Here is a 14,917-nt window from a genome sequence, read left to right as displayed (position 1 = left end):
CCTCAAATCACTCAGGCAATTTCAGTGTGGAGCTTGGGCGTCGCACTCGCTTGCGGCGACCGGAAAACGGCTTCGGCACGGCGTCGACCAGCGCCCGCGTATAGTCATGCCGGGGATTGTCGAAGACTTCGTTCGTCGGTCCCTGCTCGACAATATTGCCGCGATAGATCACGGCGACGCGGTCGGTGATGGCGCGCACGACACCCAGATCGTGGCTGATGAACAGATAGGAAAGGCCGAACTTTTCCTGCAGATCCATCATCAGGTTCAGCACCTGCGCCTGAATGGAAACGTCGAGCGCCGACACCGGCTCGTCCGCGACGATCAAAGCGGGCTTGGTAATCAGGGCGCGCGCGATGGCGATACGCTGGCGTTGCCCGCCCGAAAACTCGTGCGGATATTTTTCCGCCGATGCCTTCGGCAAGCCAACCGCTTCCAGCACTTCCGCCACGCGATCGTCGCGCTCTTTGGCACTGGCGCTTTCCAGCGACACAATCGGCTCGGAAATAATGCGCTTGACCGTATGGCGCGGGTCGAGCGAGCCATACGGGTCCTGAAAGATCGCCTGAAAGCCCTTGCGCGCTTCACGCAAGCCAGCGCGATCAAGCGCATAGATATCCTGTCCGTTGACGAGAATCTGCCCCGCCTGCGGACGCTCCAGCCCCATGACGGCGCGGGCCAGCGTGGACTTGCCGGAGCCGCTTTCACCCACGATGCCAAGGCTTTGCCCGGCTTCGATCTCAACATTAACCCCATGCAGGACACGCAACGCGCCCGGCTTTGAAAAAAATGACGGACGCGGCAGCTGGTATTCGCGCACCACATCGCGCACCTGCAAGATCATCTTGCTCATGCGAGCACCTCGCCGTCTCGCGGATGAATACAGGCGGCGCGATGCGCGATCCCGTCGTTCTCACCGATGAAATCGAGCGGCGGTATCGCCTTGCGGCAATCCTCCTGCACGAAGGCGCAGCGGTCAGCAAAGGTACAATAGGGCGGACGCGCCAGCGGGTCCGGCACGACGCCGGGGATAGCGGCAAGGCGCTGGCGTCCCGTGCCGTGGCTGCGCACCAGCGCCGCACCATGTGGCGAAGCCTGGAACAGCCCCCGGGCATAAGGATGCGCCATGCGATTGAACACCGCTTCCGTGCGTCCCGTCTCGACGATGCGGCCCGCATACATGACGGCGATGCGGTCGGTCATTTCCGAAACCACGCCAAGGTCATGGGTGATAAGCATCAGGGCCGTGCCGGTCTCGTCGATCAGTTCGTCCATCAGGTCGAGTATCTGCGCCTGAACGGTGACGTCGAGTGCCGTTGTCGGTTCGTCGGCAATCAGCAGGTCCGGCTCGCAGGCAATCGCCATGGCGATCATCACGCGCTGGCGTTGCCCGCCGGAAAGCTGGTGCGGGTAAAGTTCGAGATTGAAGCGCGGCGCAGGCAGCCCGACGCGATCAAGCAGCCGACGCGCTTCACGCTCCGCATCGGCGCGGCTCTCACCCATATGCAGGCGGCGTCCTTCGGCAATCTGCGCGCCTATGGTCTTGACCGGATTGAGCGCCGTCATCGGTTCCTGAAAGATCATCGCCATGCGCCGTCCGCGCATCTTGCAGAGTTCCGCTTCCGGCATGGCGGCAAGGTCCTCGCCGTCAAAACGCAACGTGCCACGCACGCGCATCCGGTCGGGCAGCAGGCCCATGGCGGCAAGGGCGGTGATCGACTTGCCGCTGCCGGACTCACCCACCACGCCAAGGCGTTCACCGCGATTGAGCGTCAGCGTAATGTCGGACACGATATCCGCGAGTTTGAGCCCGATGGGCAGTTCGACGGACATATTGTCCATCTCAAGCAAAGGCGTTGTCATCTCTGCCTCCTGACGCGCGGATCGAGCACATCACGCAATCCGTCGCCCAGCATGTTGAGGCCAAGCACGGCGAGCGTGATGGCGAGACCGGGGAAGATGGCGAGCCATGGCGCATCATAGATGAAGGTCTGCGCATCGTTGAGCATCTTGCCCCAGCTCGGCATCGGCGGCTGGGTGCCAAGCCCGACATAGGACAGGCCCGCTTCCGCGACGATGGCGAGCGCGAACTGGATCGTCGCCTGCACGATCAGCACATGGTTGATGTTGGGCAGCACGTGCAAAAGCGTGATCGATATATCGCCACGCCCCGCACAACGCGCCGCCTGCACATATTCGCGCTTCCAAAGCCCCAATGATGCGCCGCGTGTGACGCGCGCGAACACAGGAATGTTGAAAATGCCGATGGCGATCATCGCATTGACCGCGCCGGGCCCGAAAATGGCCGTGATGATGACGGCGGTAAGAAGCGCTGGAAACGCGAAGGCGAGATCGGTCATGCGCATGACGAAACCATCGATCAGCCCACCGCGTGCCGCTGCAAGCGACCCGAGTGGAATACCGATACCGGCCCCAACCAGCACCGCGATGATCGATACGGCGATGGAATTGCGCGCGCCGACCATGATCATGGAAAACACATCGCGCCCAAAATTGTCCGTGCCGAAGAGGTGATTGAGGCTCGGCCCCTGCAACTTGTCGCGGAAGTTCATCGCCGTCGGCGAATAAGGCGTCCAGACATAGGAGATGACGGCCATCGCGACCAGAATGATCGTGATGAGCGAACCGAGGGCCAAACTGCGGCTGGTCAGTATGGTCTTGAATATGCCCGGTTTCGGGAAAGCCTGCGCCTCGCTCATCGGCTGCCTCCCGTCGAAAGGCGCGGATCGATGAAGCCATAGACAAGATCGACGATGAAATTGACGGCAATCACCGAAGCGGCAAGCAGCGTCACCAGCGACTGCACGGTGACGAGATCGCGCTGCGCGATGGCCTGAAATACCAGCCTTCCAAGGCCGGGGAGATTGAAGACATTTTCGATGATGATGGTTCCCGCCAGCAGAAAGGAAAATTGCAGCCCGATGATGGTGACGACCGGGATCAGCGCATTGGGCACCGCATGACGCCAGAGCGCGGCCTTGCGCGTCAGGCCCTTGGCGCGGGCAGTGCGCACGAAATCCTCCCCCAGTGTCTCGATGACGGCGGATCGGGTTACGCGGGCCAGAATGGCGGCAAGCGGCAGCGCAAGCGCCAATGCGGGAAGGAACAGCGAACGGATACCGTTCCAGAACCCGCCTTCCCAGCCCGCGAAACCCGAAGCCGGAAACCAGCCAAGCTGCAAGGCAAAAAGCAGGATCAAAAGCAGACCAAGCCAGAAATTCGGAATTGCGACACCGACCTGCGCCACGCCCATGGAAAGCACGTCTCCGGTCTTGCCGCGCTTGGAAGCGGCATAGACACCGACCGGAATGGCCACCGCGACCGACAGGACCATCGACAGAAGCGCCAGCGGCAGCGTGACCATGATGCGCGGCCCGAGCAATTCGCTGATCGGCACGGAATAGGTATAGCTCGTGCCGAAATCGCCTTTCAGAAAGCCGCCAATCCATGTGAGGTAGCGCCACCAGAGCGGCTGGTCGAGGCCAAGCTGCTTGTGAAGCGCTGCCAGTGTTTCAGGCTGCGCATTGATGCCCAGGATCACCGCCGCCGGATCGCCCGGCAGCACCTGCATCAGCAGGAAGACGATGACGGAAGCCGCAAGCGTCGTAAGCAGGAGCGAAACCAGTCGCCCGGAAATGTAAGCCAGCAAAACGACCTCCTTGAAAAGACGGAAATCCGCTTTCCACATTCCAATCCGCCGCACGCCCTCCCCTTATCTTTATGGGGTGCGCGGCCATCCATTTAGTCCCCGCCGAACGTGCGACGGGGCAAGCCAGAGCGTGTCCAATCAAAACGGGGTATTGGACCCGCTCCGGCTACTTGTTTCTACGCATTATCCAACGCAAAACCGCTTCGTTTATTCCGCCCAATAGGCTTGCGTCAGATCGTCAGCCGGAACCGGCATGTTCTTCCACAGGCCCTTTACATTCTTGTTCCACACGCCGATTTTCGGCAGCGCATAGAGGAAGATGTTCGGCTCGTCGGCAGCAAGTTTTTCCTGCAGCTTCTTCACGAGTTCGAGCTGCTCCTCATCGCTTCCAGCCTCGGCATAAGCCTTGTAGAGCGCCTTGTATTCGGGGTTGTTGTAGTTGAAGTAGTATTTGTCGCGGGCATAGATATCGAGATCGCGCGCCTCGGTATGCGCGATGATCGTCGCGTCGAAATCCGACCGCTTGAACACCTGATCCAGCCATTGCGCAAACTCGATCGGCACCAGATTGGCCTGAATGCCGACCTCCGCCAGCATGGCCGCGATGATCTCGCCGCCGCGCCGCGCATAGGCCGGTGGTGGAAGCGTGATGGTGATCGTCGTGCCCGCCGGAACGCCAGCCTCCTCCAGCAACTGCTTCGCCTTTGCCGGATCATAGGGATAGGTTTCCGACAGGTCGACATAACCCGGGTCGACCGGCGCATAATGCGAGCCGATTGGCGTGCCGAAACCGGAATAAACGCCTTCGATCAGCGCCTTGCGGTCGATGGCGTGGGCCAGCGCCTGACGCACCTTCACATTGTCGAAAGGAGCCTTGGCATTGTTGAGCGACAGCAGGACCTTGCCCGCAGTATCGCCCACTTCGACCTGCAACTTGTCGTCGCTCTTGAAGCGGCTGATGAGTTCCGGTGCCTGGAACATCGGGAAGACGTCAATGTCACCGGCAAGGATGGCCGCGGCAGCAGCCGACGGGTCGCTCACAAAACGGAACGTAACGGCGGAAAGCTTTGCCGGTTCGCCCCAATAGTCCGGGTTGCGTTCCAGCTCGACGCGGTCGCCCTGCACCCAGCGTTTGAATTTGAACGGGCCCGTGCCAACCGGCTTGGTCTTGTTGTCGGTAGCCGAATTGGGCGCGACCATGACCGCGTCACCCCAACCCATATTGAACAGGAAATTCGAGGTCGGCCGCTTCAGCGTGACAACGGCTGTCGCGGGATCGGGACATTCCGTGCTCGCAATGGGCTCGAACAGTCCCTTTTGCGCATTGGTGGAATCCGGAGCCACGGCGCGGTCATAGGAGAATTTCACCACCGGGCAGTCGAACGGCGTGCCGTCATGAAACTTCACGCCCTGCCGCAACTTGAACGTATAGGTCTTCTTGTCGTCGGAGACGGTCCAGCTTTCAGCCAGAAGCGGCTTTACAGTACCGTCCTCGACAATGCGCACCAGACCTTCATAAAGGTTCGCATAGGTAACCTGCCGGATGCCGGCGGCGGCGTTGGCGGTCGGATCGAGGCCCGGCGGTTCCAGCACTTCGCCGACCACCAGCGTGTCTTTTGCAAATGCACCGTTGATCGATGCCAGCATCGCGGCTGTTATCAGCCCGGCTTTCAGCAGCTTACCCATTGTTCCTCTTTGGCTCCCCTTGCCTTTTTTCCTAAATCGAACGCCCGCCATCCACGTCGAGCGCAATCCCGGTAATCATAGAGGCAGCGGGCGAGCAAAGGAAAGCCGCAGCTTCAGCCAGATCGTCGGGTTTCAACAGGCGGCCCATCGGAATGGAATCGCGGAATTTTTTGCGGATTTCCTCGGTGTCTTCACCCATGAAAGTGGTGAGAAGCGGCGTTTCACCGGCAACCGGGTTCAATGCCACCACGCGGATTTTCGCCGGAGCAAGCTCGATGGCGAGCGCCTTGGTGACCGAAACCACCCAGCCCTTGGTGGCATTATACCAGGCAAGGTTCGGACGCGGACGCCCCGCACCGGTCGAGGCGACATTGAGGATTACGCCCTCGCCATTGCTCTTGAAATGCGGGATGAGCTTGCGGGTCATCAGGTAGACGCCGCGTACGTTGACGCCGAGAATGCGGTCGAATTCTTCCGGCTCGACCAATTCGGCATTTTGCGGCTTGTGGCCGATGCCGGCATTGTTGATCAGAATATCGACCTTGCCGAACTTCGACAGGGCAGCCTCCACCGCCGCGTCGACATCGGCTTCCCTGGAGATATCGGCAGCAACGGCCAGCGCCGCCTCGCCGATTTCGCCTGCCACGCGCTCAGCGCCTGCCTTGTCGCGGTCCACGATGACGACCTTTGCGCCGCCGTCAGCAAAGCGCTTCGCCATGCCTTCGCCAAACCCCGAACCTGCTCCCGTGATGAGCGCGACCTTACCTTCAAGCGACACTGTAATCTCCTTAACCGTGATACACGGAAATCGTCTTCAGCGAGGCGAACCCATAGAGCGCCTCGAAGCCCTTTTCACGGCCATGGCCGGATTTCTTCACACCGCCGAAGGGCAATTCGATGCCGCCACCGGCCCCATAATTGTTGATGAACACCTGACCGGAATGGATGGCACGCGCCAGGCGGAACTGACGTCCGCCATCATTGGTCCAGATACCGCAGACGAGGCCATAATGCGTGCCATTGGCAATCGCGATGGCTTCTTCTTCGGTGTCGAAAGGCAGGATGACCTGCACCGGACCAAAGATTTCCTCCTGCGCCAGACGATGATCGGCAGGCACGTCGCGGATCAGCGTCGGCAGGACATAGGCGCCGCCTTCCGGCGCATCTTCCGCCAGCACGCCTTGCGCGGCAATGGCCAGGCCGCTTTCTTTCGCAAGAGCCAGATAGTCATCGACAATCGCCTTCTGGCGCTGCGACACGACCGGGCCGACAGACAGGTTGGCGCTGGCTGGCCCGACCTTCAATGCGCGGTAACGTTCGCTCATGCGCGCGACAACTTCTTCATAAATGCTGCACTCGACCAGAATGCGCGACGAGGCCGAGCAGGTCTGACCGGCATTCTGGATGCCCGCATTGACCAGAAACGGCAAGGCGCGGTCGAGATCGGCATCGGCGAAGACGATCTGCGGCGATTTTCCGCCAAGTTCCAGCGTCACCGGCACCGTATTCTTTGCAGCCGCAGCCTGAACCGCTTCCCCGGTACGAACGGAGCCGGTGAATGAGATGTGATTGACGTCCGGATGTTCGGAGAGCGCCGCACCGGCTTCCGCGCCAAGCCCGGTCACGACATTGAGCGCCCCTTTCGGCAGGCCGGCCCTTTCGGCAATTTTCGCAAATTCCAAGATGGTCAGGCAGGCTTCTTCAGCAGGCTTGACCACGGCTGCATTGCCCATGGCAAGCGCTGCGCCAAGACTGCGGCCCAGAATCTGCATCGGGTAGTTCCACGGAATGATGTGGCCGGTAACGCCGTGCGGCTCATAGATCGACAGAACCGTAAAACCGTTCTGATAAGGCAGCGTGTCGCCGTGCACCTTGTCGGCGGACGCGCCATAAAATTCGAGATAACGCGCCAGCGCCACCACGTCGGCTCGCGCCTGTGTCACCGGCTTTCCGACATCCTTCGATTCCAGATCGGTCAGGAGCTCGATGTTCTTCAACACCTCTTCAGAAATGCGGTGCAGCACACGGCCACGTTCAGTCGCCGTCAACTTGCCCCAGTCGCCCGAAAGTGCGCTGCGCGCCGCTGCAACGGCCAGATCGATATCAGCCTTGGTGCCGCGCGCAATCAACGCAAGATCGCTGCCGTCGGAAGGGTTTTTGAGCGTGATATGCTCGCCGCCAACGGCATCCTGCCATTCGCCCGCGATGAAATTGCCATAACGGAGCAAGCCGGCTCCTCCCGTCTCGTTCTCATGCTTCATTTTCGTTCTCCCGAAGCGGCATTCCCGCCTCCAACCTTGCCGTGGTTGCGCGGATATGCGCCCGCGCCAGCCGCTCGGCCTCCTCGCCATCGCGCGAAGCGATGGCTTCGACGATGGCTCCATGCTCGCGGATTGCATCGCGCGCCCGATCCACCGACAGTGAAAAGGACGGCGCAAAAACCTGCGATGTCATGCGCAGAAGCGGCACGAAAGCGATCAGCGAAGCATTGCCCGCCGTATTCATCACCGCCATATGAAAATCGACGTTGGATTGGGTATAGGCTTTCGGATCCCATGGATCGACAACCGCGCCCTGCCCCGCAACATGCGCGCGCAGCCTGGCGATATCCGCATCCGTTGCCCGTTCGGCGGCAAAACGCGCCGCGACCCCATCCAGCACTTCGCGCACCGCATAGGCATCGATCAGCCGGGTGAGATCGGCGGAAGCGACACGAACACCCCGCCCCGGCAGGTGAATGACCAGCCCGTCACGCTCCAGAACGCGCAGGGCCTCGCGCAAGGGCGTGCGGCTGATGCCGAATTCAGCCGCGATATGTTCCTGCCTGAGTATAGCGCCCGGCGCATAATCACCCGCATAAATCCGCTCGCGAAGTGCATCTGCCACTTCGTCCAGCAAACGGGTCTGACTGCGCCATTCAAAAGCCGCCAATAGAAAAGCCTCCCAACTTTTCTGGACACAATATCCTGGATACAAAATCAGTCAATCTGAAAACGGATAGGCTTTTCAGAAATTAAATCGCGTAGAAAAGACCGGAAATTTCGTGGATGGCTCCCGAAAAGACGCAAACTGTCAATGGGCTCCCTTAGGGAAATAACGCGGACAACCCCTTCGAGATTCTCATTCGCCAACGACTTCCGCCAACATGGCGGCAAGCTGGCGGATTTGTTCGGGTCCATTGTCCATGTGCCGTATGACGATTTCCATCGGCTCGACGGAGGGCAGTCCAGCGGCGGCAGGCACTACCCGATGACCGGGCAACGCCACACGCTTCGGCAACAGGCTGACACCCAGTCCTTCGGCAACTGCGCTCTGGATACTCGCCAGGCTGGAGCTGGTGAAAACCACATGCCAGCGCCTGCCTGCCCGGTCGAGAGCCTCCATCATGTCGCTGCGATAAAGCCCGTTCGGGGGGAACACGACGAGCGGCAGTGGATCGACATGCGACACTGGGAAGTCGGAGCTTTCCAGCCATGAAAGCGGCTCCGGCCAGCGCATCGTCCCGACCGTTTCGCCGCGCTTCTGTTTCACCATGACCAGATCGAATTCCCCGGTCTCGAAACCTTTCTGCAAGTCGCGGCTGAGACCGCTTGTCACCTCGAGTTTCGTGTTTGGGTGCGCGCGCATGAAACGCGCCAGCGCAGGTGTCACCAACCGCGAGGCGAAATCTTCCGGCAGGCCGAGGCGGAACACGGCGGCGAGCGCCGTCCCGGTCATCGCGGCGGCTGCCTCGTCATGGAGCTGCAGGATGCGGCGCGCATAGCCCAGCAGCTTTTCCCCTGCATCCGTCGGACGCACATCATGCCGGGCGCGTTCCAGAAGCGCCTGACCGGCGGCTTCCTCCAGCCTCATGATCTTCTGGCTTATCGTCGATTGGGTCGAATGCAACTGCGCGGCAGCTACCGTGAAACTGCGGCTGTCTACGACAGCCACGAAGGCCCGCAAAAGATCGAGATTGAAAGAAATATTCATGAATCCACTGAATAGCAGTTAAACATTTAATTTCCAAATATGTCACCCGGCCTGTATGAACGCAACAAGCAGGAGAACCAGCCGATGCGTCAAACGATATTCAGCTTGAGTGCCTTGGCATTGATTGCAGGGATCGTAGTCATGACCGAACCGACATTGCCCGGCCACCATGCCGCAGCCTGTGCCGAAACCTCGCTTATTCAAGCCGCGGCAGCCGGCGACCTGGCCTCGGTCAATTCGGCCATCCAGGAAGGAGCGGATCTCGAAGCACGCGGCAGAAATGGCGAGACGGCGCTTCTTGCAGCAACCCACGCAAACCACATCGATGTCGCCCGTGCGCTCATTGATGCGGGGGCGGACGTCAACGCCAGGGATGCCATCAAGGACAGCCCCTATCTTTATGCGGGCGCGCGCGGACACCTCGAAATTCTCAAGTTGACGCTCGCGCATGGAGCAGACCTCAAAAGCACCAACCGCTATGGCGGAACGGCGCTCATTCCCGCTTCCGAACGCGGGCATGTCGAAACGGTGCGCACGCTGATCGAGGCGGGCGTGAAGGTCGATCACGTCAACAATCTCGGCTGGACGGCGCTCCTTGAAGCCATCATGCTCGGCGATGGCGGTCAGCGCCATGTCGAGATCGTGAAGCTTCTCATCGAGGCCGGTGCCGATGTCAATCTCGCCGACAATGACGGCGTGACGCCTCTCCAACACGCCCGCAGCCGTGGCTATGCCCCCATGGTGGCCCTGCTGGAAAAGGCTGGCGCGAAATGAGCAGCGACGGCACATTTCTCGATCAGGCCATAAAGCTCGCCTTCGACAATATTGAGCAAGGCGGACGCCCGTTCGGCGCTGTGGTCGTCAAGGGCGGCGAAGTCATCGCCACCGGGGTCAACCGTATGCAGGCCGATTGCGATCCCACCGCACATGCAGAATTGCTGGCGCTGCGCGCGGCAGGAAAGGCGCTGCGATCGCCGCGCCTCGATGGTTGCGAAGTCTATGCCAGCGGCCAGCCCTGCCCCATGTGCTTTGCCGCCATGCGCATGGCAGGTGTGGAAAAAATCCGCTTCGCCTATTCCAATGAGCAGGCCGAACCTTTTGGCCTTTCGACCGCGAAAATCGCCGCGGAACTTGCCAAGCCTCTGCATGCACAGACCGGCATCAGTTTCGAACATTCCCCGCCGGAAAACGAACCGGAACTCTATCAGCTATGGGAAAGCAAGAATAAGACTGGCGCCTGAAACATGCAGACTACCAACCACCCGGCGACCGGCAGCGGGCGCACCGCAAGCTTTGCCCTCATTGCGCTCGTCGTCCTGATCGGCCTCAACCTGCGTCCGTTCCTGACTGCACCGGGGCCGGTACTTTCAGATATTGCGACCGATACGGGCATGGGTTTCGGCACCCTCTCCCTGCTCACCTTTCTGCCGATGATGCTGATGGGTCTTGGCGCTTTTGCAACCCCGCGCATCCAGTCGCTATTCGGCACCCGCCGCAGCATGTTTGCAGCGCTGGCCATTCTTGCAGCAGGCTCTCTCCTGCGCGGCTTCGTGCCGGATGGCATTTCGCTGGTTCTGACCGCCGTGCTGTGCGGCGCCGGCGTTGCTATGATTCAGGCATTGATGCCCGGTCTCATCAAGGCCAGCTTCCCATCCACCATTGCCCCCGTGACGGGGCTCTACTCTGCCATGATCATGGGCGGCGGCGCGCTCGGTGCGCGGCTGACACCATGGCTTGCGGGAAGCTAGCATAACTGGCGGTTCGCCCTCGCCGCGCTTGCCTTCCCCGCCGTGCTGGCCCTGCTGGCAGCAGTCCCCATTCTCCGCGAAACTTCGTCGTCGGGCAAAAAATCCGGAATAACCGGCCATTTGCTGCGCCGCCCGCGCACCTGGGTGCTGATGGCTGCATTCGGCCTCGTCAATGCGGGTTATTCATCCATGGTTGCGTGGCTTGCCCCCTATTACCAGTCGCTGGGGCTTGCGGCGTCCACCACCGGAAATCTCGTCGCGGCGATGGCAGTCGCGCAGGCGCTCGCGGCCTTCGGACTGCCTCTGCTTGCCAGCCGCAGCACCGACCGCCGGCCTTTCCTGTTGCTGACATTGGCCATGCAGGCAGTTGGCTTTGCTGGCCTTGCCTTTGCACCGCAACCTTCCCCGTTCTTCTGGTCGGCGATCTGCGGCGCGGGTCTCGGCGGCAGCTTCGCCCTTGCGATGATTACATCGCTCGACCATCTGCCCAGGCCGGAGGAAGCAGGCGCGCTTACCGCCATGATGCAGGGGGGCGGCTTTCTGATCGCCGCTCTCGGTCCGGTCGCCACCGCTTTCCTGCACGGATTGACCGGCTCGTTTGCTTCCGGCTGGATAATGCACCTCATTCTGGTCGCAAGCATCTGCCCGCTCTATCTGAGCTTCAATCCGCGCAAATATGCGCATGTGATGAAACTGCCAGTGCAGGCGGAAACTGGCGCATGATAGCGTTTCCCGGCCAGTTTCATCCGTCCTCACACCGTTGCGATGCAAGCAGCATGGGGCTGCAGGCGCGGTGGGCTCCGATTTCATCCACAGCTTTGCGAAAGAACAGGCAAATATCTTGCACAAAGAAGCAAATTTCCCTGTTGCAATCTGCGAAGCGTTGGTCCATATAGCGCCTGCCTGACGGAAACGAACGGTTCCGGAATGACTGGCGCGAGCGGGTGTAGCTCAGGGGTAGAGCACAACCTTGCCAAGGTTGGGGTCGAGGGTTCGAATCCCTTCGCCCGCTCCAGTTTCTCAAATCAGGTTTTACGAAGGCTGCCGACAGGCGGCCTTTCGTGTTTGAGGACATCCTGTCATTTGACTTCAGCTAGATCAGTTTGAACGGCAGCCCCGTAAGAAGCGCCTTGATATAGCGCTTCTTCTGAAAATATCCGTTGAGGGAAATACGCGGAATGGCCGCGACCGGCATCACACCGGGCTGCTGCAGCACGCCAGGCTGCGTGGTTACGCCCACATCGAAGCCTGCTTTTGAAACGACTTCGATTTCACGCTCACCGACCGCCGTCTTCCAGCCATACGGATAGGCAAAGGATCTCGGCCTGTAGCCGGTATAGTTTTCAACCGAGGCGGTCGAATCGGCAACCTCCCTTGCCAGCCTGTCGTCATCGACGCGCCGCAGGTTGACGTGAGTGACTGTGTGCGCCCCAAGATGCACAAGCGGATCGCGGGCCAGGTCATGCAGTTCGGATGCGCTCATCACCGATTCGTCGACGAGAGAAATCGGATCGATCCCGGCCATCTTCGCTGCTGCATCGATGCGGGCTACAGCCTCGTCTTCGTCGAAATGTTGCATGAACTGGACGAGCCTTGCGAAGGCAGCTGATTTCTGGCCTTGGTTTTGCACGCGGACATCAATGGTACCGCCGCCGAAGTCGAACCGGAAACCGTCGGCTTCCGTTACCAGAGCCGCACTGGTTCTCCACCACATGGATCGAGTACGTTCCACAAAGCCGGTCGTGATGAAGATCGTGTAAGGAACATTGTGCCGTCCAAACACGGGAGCTGCGAATTCCGCATTGTTGCGATAGCCGTCATCCAGAGTGAAGGCGACATACCTCTGTCTATTATCGGGCTCGGAAAGCAGCTTCGGCAAATCATGCAGATGAACGGGCACAAGGCCCGCTTCCAACGATGCTTCTATGGCCATTTCGAGCGTCTGCGGCGTAATCGAGAGAATAGCGTTCGGGTCCAGCCGATCTGTCGCCTCTTCCGGTTTGACATGATGCATCGTGAAGACGACACCACGTCCACCGGCAGAAGGGAAAAGCGCCTCAGCACCGGAAAAGGCGATAGCCTCCAGCCCGGCACGGATCAGCGGATATTTCAAACTGCCCTTTATCGACCGCAGCGACATGGCCTGATTCTTTTCCCCCAAAGGCTCCTACGGCAACTGCCTTGCCCCCGTTGGCCTATAGCAATTACGTCGCCCCGCGTGAATTGCATTCCTCCATTCACGCGAAAGGCCGCACGCTGAGCGTACGGCCTCATGCTCTTCGTTAACACATCAAAGCGAAGTCGAACTCTTCCACCAGTCGGTTCCACCGTCATGCGCATACTGGTCAATCTCTGCCAACTCCTCAGCGCTGAATTCCAACCCCTTCAAAGCACCCAGCGAATTTTCAAGCTGTGTTACCGAACTTGCCCCGATCAGCGAAGAGGTGACACGCGCGTCGCGCAGTGTCCAGGCGATAGCCATTTGAGCCAATGTCTGACCGCGACGTTCCGCAATGGCGTTCAGCGCCCGGATGCGGCCCAACAGCTCTTCGTTCTGTGCACTGGCCTTCAGGGAGCCGCCCTGATTCGCCCGCGCGCCTTCGGGAATTCCGTTCAAATAGCGGGAGGTCAGCAATCCTTGAGCCAGAGGCGAAAAGACAATGCAACCGGTTCCGATCTCGCCAAGCGTATCAAGCAGGCCATTTTCGATCCAGCGATTGAACATGTTGTAATTGGGCTGATGAATGAAAAGCGGAACCCGCTCTTCCTGAAGGATCGCGGCAGCCTTCTGCGTCAGTTCCGGCGAATAGCTGGAAATACCCACATAAAGGGCCTTGCCCTGACGGTGCAGATGCGCGAGCGCTCCCATCGTCTCTTCCAGCGGCGTCGTGGCGTCCACACGATGCGAATAGAAGATGTCGACATAGTCGAGCCCCATCCGCTTCAGCGACTGGTCGAGGCTGGCGATCAGGTATTTGCGACTGCCGCCGATGCCTCCGTATGGCCCCGGCCACATGTCCCAACCGGCTTTTGAAGAGATGATCATTTCATCGCGATAGGGCCGAAAATCACTGGCCATCATGCGGCCGAAGTTTTCTTCCGCTGAGCCGGGAGGCGGTCCATAATTGTTTGCGAGGTCGAAGTGGGTCACGCCCAGATCGAACGCCCGGCGCAGGATCGCGCGGCCGTTTTCATAGACATCGCGACCGCCGAAATTGTGCCAGAGACCAAGCGAAATGGCTGGCAGATCGATACCGCTTCGACCAGTGCGGCGATAGATCATATCCGACTGATAACGGTCGGCCGCTGCAGAATAATGCATCACGCATCTCCATCAATGAAATAATCGATCATGCGGGGAAGCCGATGCCCGTTCCACGCATGACAGACGTGGCGCCTATTTGAACCTGAAAGGCACGCGAGGCAACGGCTATCTGGTTATATCGCTCCGGCGAACACCACGCGACCCCTGTCCGGACCCGCGCGTAATCTACCGCAAGCAGGTCGCCTGATCGGAGGGCTCAATGCCGCCCAGATGACGCGGCACCGGCAGCAGCTTTGCCGCGCCGTCTTCAGCACAATCCGTCTTGCAACCCGACGAAACGGGAGAATTAGAGAGTGAGCATATCGAAGAATTGGGAGCGATTATGCTTTTGACTAAGGAGGATCAAAACGCAAAAAAGCCCCGTTACGTTGGTAACGAGGCTTATTCAACAACACTGGTTGCGGGGGCAGGATTTGAACCTGCGGCCTTCAGGTTATGAGCCTGACGAGCTACCGGGCTGCTCCACCCCGCGTTATGGGTGCGATATTATGACCGGTTTTGGTATTTTTTTGCGCT

At 59.9% G+C, this 14,917-nt stretch carries 13 protein-coding genes, 2 tRNA genes and 1 pseudogene; 4 read left to right on the top strand and 12 right to left on the bottom strand.

Features of this window, described 5'->3' with window-relative positions; genetic code table 11:
- Nucleotides 1-7: 7 nt before the first annotated feature.
- The 9 genes from ACS5UA_RS12230 to ACS5UA_RS12190 all read right to left on the bottom strand — a co-directional run bounded on the left by ACS5UA_RS12230 (nucleotide 8) and on the right by ACS5UA_RS12190 (nucleotide 9,328).
- Nucleotides 8-853 carry an ATP-binding cassette domain-containing protein gene (locus tag ACS5UA_RS12230; protein WP_443101343.1) on the bottom strand — a complete coding sequence of 282 codons (846 nt, stop codon included), beginning with the start codon at nucleotides 851-853 and terminating at the stop codon, nucleotides 8-10.
- On the bottom strand, nucleotides 850-1,863 hold the full coding sequence (locus ACS5UA_RS12225) for an ABC transporter ATP-binding protein (RefSeq protein WP_113463998.1): 1,014 nt from the start codon (nucleotides 1,861-1,863) through the stop codon (nucleotides 850-852). Before ACS5UA_RS12225 ends, ACS5UA_RS12230 begins: the two co-directional genes overlap by 4 nt.
- A complete protein-coding gene (locus ACS5UA_RS12220) occupies nucleotides 1,860-2,720 on the bottom strand; it encodes an ABC transporter permease (protein ID WP_006472197.1) in 861 nt (286 codons plus the stop codon). The genes ACS5UA_RS12225 and ACS5UA_RS12220 overlap by 4 nt, the downstream gene beginning before the upstream one ends.
- The gene (locus ACS5UA_RS12215) at nucleotides 2,717-3,670 is read right to left on the bottom strand and encodes an ABC transporter permease (RefSeq protein ID WP_025090765.1); all 954 of its coding nucleotides are present in this window, start codon (nucleotides 3,668-3,670) and stop codon (nucleotides 2,717-2,719) included. The genes ACS5UA_RS12220 and ACS5UA_RS12215 overlap by 4 nt, the downstream gene beginning before the upstream one ends.
- 207 nt (nucleotides 3,671-3,877) lie before the next feature.
- The gene (locus ACS5UA_RS12210; protein ID WP_443101342.1) at nucleotides 3,878-5,356 is read right to left on the bottom strand and encodes an ABC transporter substrate-binding protein; all 1,479 of its coding nucleotides are present in this window, start codon (nucleotides 5,354-5,356) and stop codon (nucleotides 3,878-3,880) included.
- A 31-nt stretch (nucleotides 5,357-5,387) separates the two neighbouring features.
- On the bottom strand, nucleotides 5,388-6,134 hold the full coding sequence (locus tag ACS5UA_RS12205; protein ID WP_443101341.1) for a glucose 1-dehydrogenase: 747 nt from the start codon (nucleotides 6,132-6,134) through the stop codon (nucleotides 5,388-5,390).
- 10 nt (nucleotides 6,135-6,144) lie between these two features.
- Complete coding sequence (locus ACS5UA_RS12200; protein ID WP_443101340.1) at nucleotides 6,145-7,617, bottom strand: aldehyde dehydrogenase family protein; 1,473 nt, start codon at nucleotides 7,615-7,617, stop codon at nucleotides 6,145-6,147.
- Nucleotides 7,607-8,287, bottom strand: coding sequence for a GntR family transcriptional regulator (locus tag ACS5UA_RS12195; RefSeq protein WP_063881569.1), 681 nt, complete (start codon nucleotides 8,285-8,287; stop codon nucleotides 7,607-7,609). The genes ACS5UA_RS12200 and ACS5UA_RS12195 overlap by 11 nt, the downstream gene beginning before the upstream one ends.
- Before the next feature lie 189 nt (nucleotides 8,288-8,476).
- A complete protein-coding gene (locus ACS5UA_RS12190) occupies nucleotides 8,477-9,328 on the bottom strand; it encodes a LysR substrate-binding domain-containing protein (protein WP_443101339.1) in 852 nt (283 codons plus the stop codon).
- A gap of 84 nt (nucleotides 9,329-9,412) precedes the next feature.
- Between ACS5UA_RS12190 and ACS5UA_RS12185 the strand changes: the two genes are divergently transcribed.
- The 4 genes and pseudogenes from ACS5UA_RS12185 to ACS5UA_RS12170 all read left to right on the top strand — a co-directional run bounded on the left by ACS5UA_RS12185 (nucleotide 9,413) and on the right by ACS5UA_RS12170 (nucleotide 12,091).
- A complete protein-coding gene (locus ACS5UA_RS12185) occupies nucleotides 9,413-10,102 on the top strand; it encodes an ankyrin repeat domain-containing protein (protein WP_443101338.1) in 690 nt (229 codons plus the stop codon).
- Nucleotides 10,099-10,569, top strand: coding sequence for a nucleoside deaminase (locus ACS5UA_RS12180; RefSeq protein ID WP_443101337.1), 471 nt, complete (start codon nucleotides 10,099-10,101; stop codon nucleotides 10,567-10,569). The genes ACS5UA_RS12185 and ACS5UA_RS12180 overlap by 4 nt, the downstream gene beginning before the upstream one ends.
- 3 nt (nucleotides 10,570-10,572) lie before the next feature.
- Nucleotides 10,573-11,799, top strand: a pseudogene (locus ACS5UA_RS12175) (cyanate transporter).
- A 217-nt stretch (nucleotides 11,800-12,016) separates the two neighbouring features.
- A tRNA-Gly gene (locus tag ACS5UA_RS12170) sits at nucleotides 12,017-12,091 on the top strand.
- Nucleotides 12,092-12,169: 78 nt separating this feature from the next.
- Here the strand turns inward: ACS5UA_RS12170 and ACS5UA_RS12165 are convergent.
- The 3 genes from ACS5UA_RS12165 to ACS5UA_RS12155 all read right to left on the bottom strand — a co-directional run bounded on the left by ACS5UA_RS12165 (nucleotide 12,170) and on the right by ACS5UA_RS12155 (nucleotide 14,873).
- Entirely contained in the window at nucleotides 12,170-13,216 is a 1,047-nt protein-coding gene (locus ACS5UA_RS12165; RefSeq protein WP_443101336.1) for a polysaccharide deacetylase family protein, read from the bottom strand.
- 150 nt (nucleotides 13,217-13,366) lie between these two features.
- Nucleotides 13,367-14,398, bottom strand: a complete 1,032-nt coding sequence (mgrA, locus tag ACS5UA_RS12160) for an L-glyceraldehyde 3-phosphate reductase (protein WP_443101335.1) — start codon at nucleotides 14,396-14,398, stop codon at nucleotides 13,367-13,369.
- A 398-nt stretch (nucleotides 14,399-14,796) separates the two neighbouring features.
- Nucleotides 14,797-14,873, bottom strand: a tRNA-Met gene (locus tag ACS5UA_RS12155).
- Nucleotides 14,874-14,917 lie beyond the last annotated feature (44 nt).

This window comes from Brucella sp. RRSP16, assembly GCF_052246815.1.
Taxonomy (GTDB): domain Bacteria; phylum Pseudomonadota; class Alphaproteobacteria; order Rhizobiales; family Rhizobiaceae; genus Brucella; species Brucella intermedia.
The sequence above is the reverse complement of the archived record's forward strand: the minus strand, read 5'-3'. Positions and strand labels throughout refer to the sequence as shown.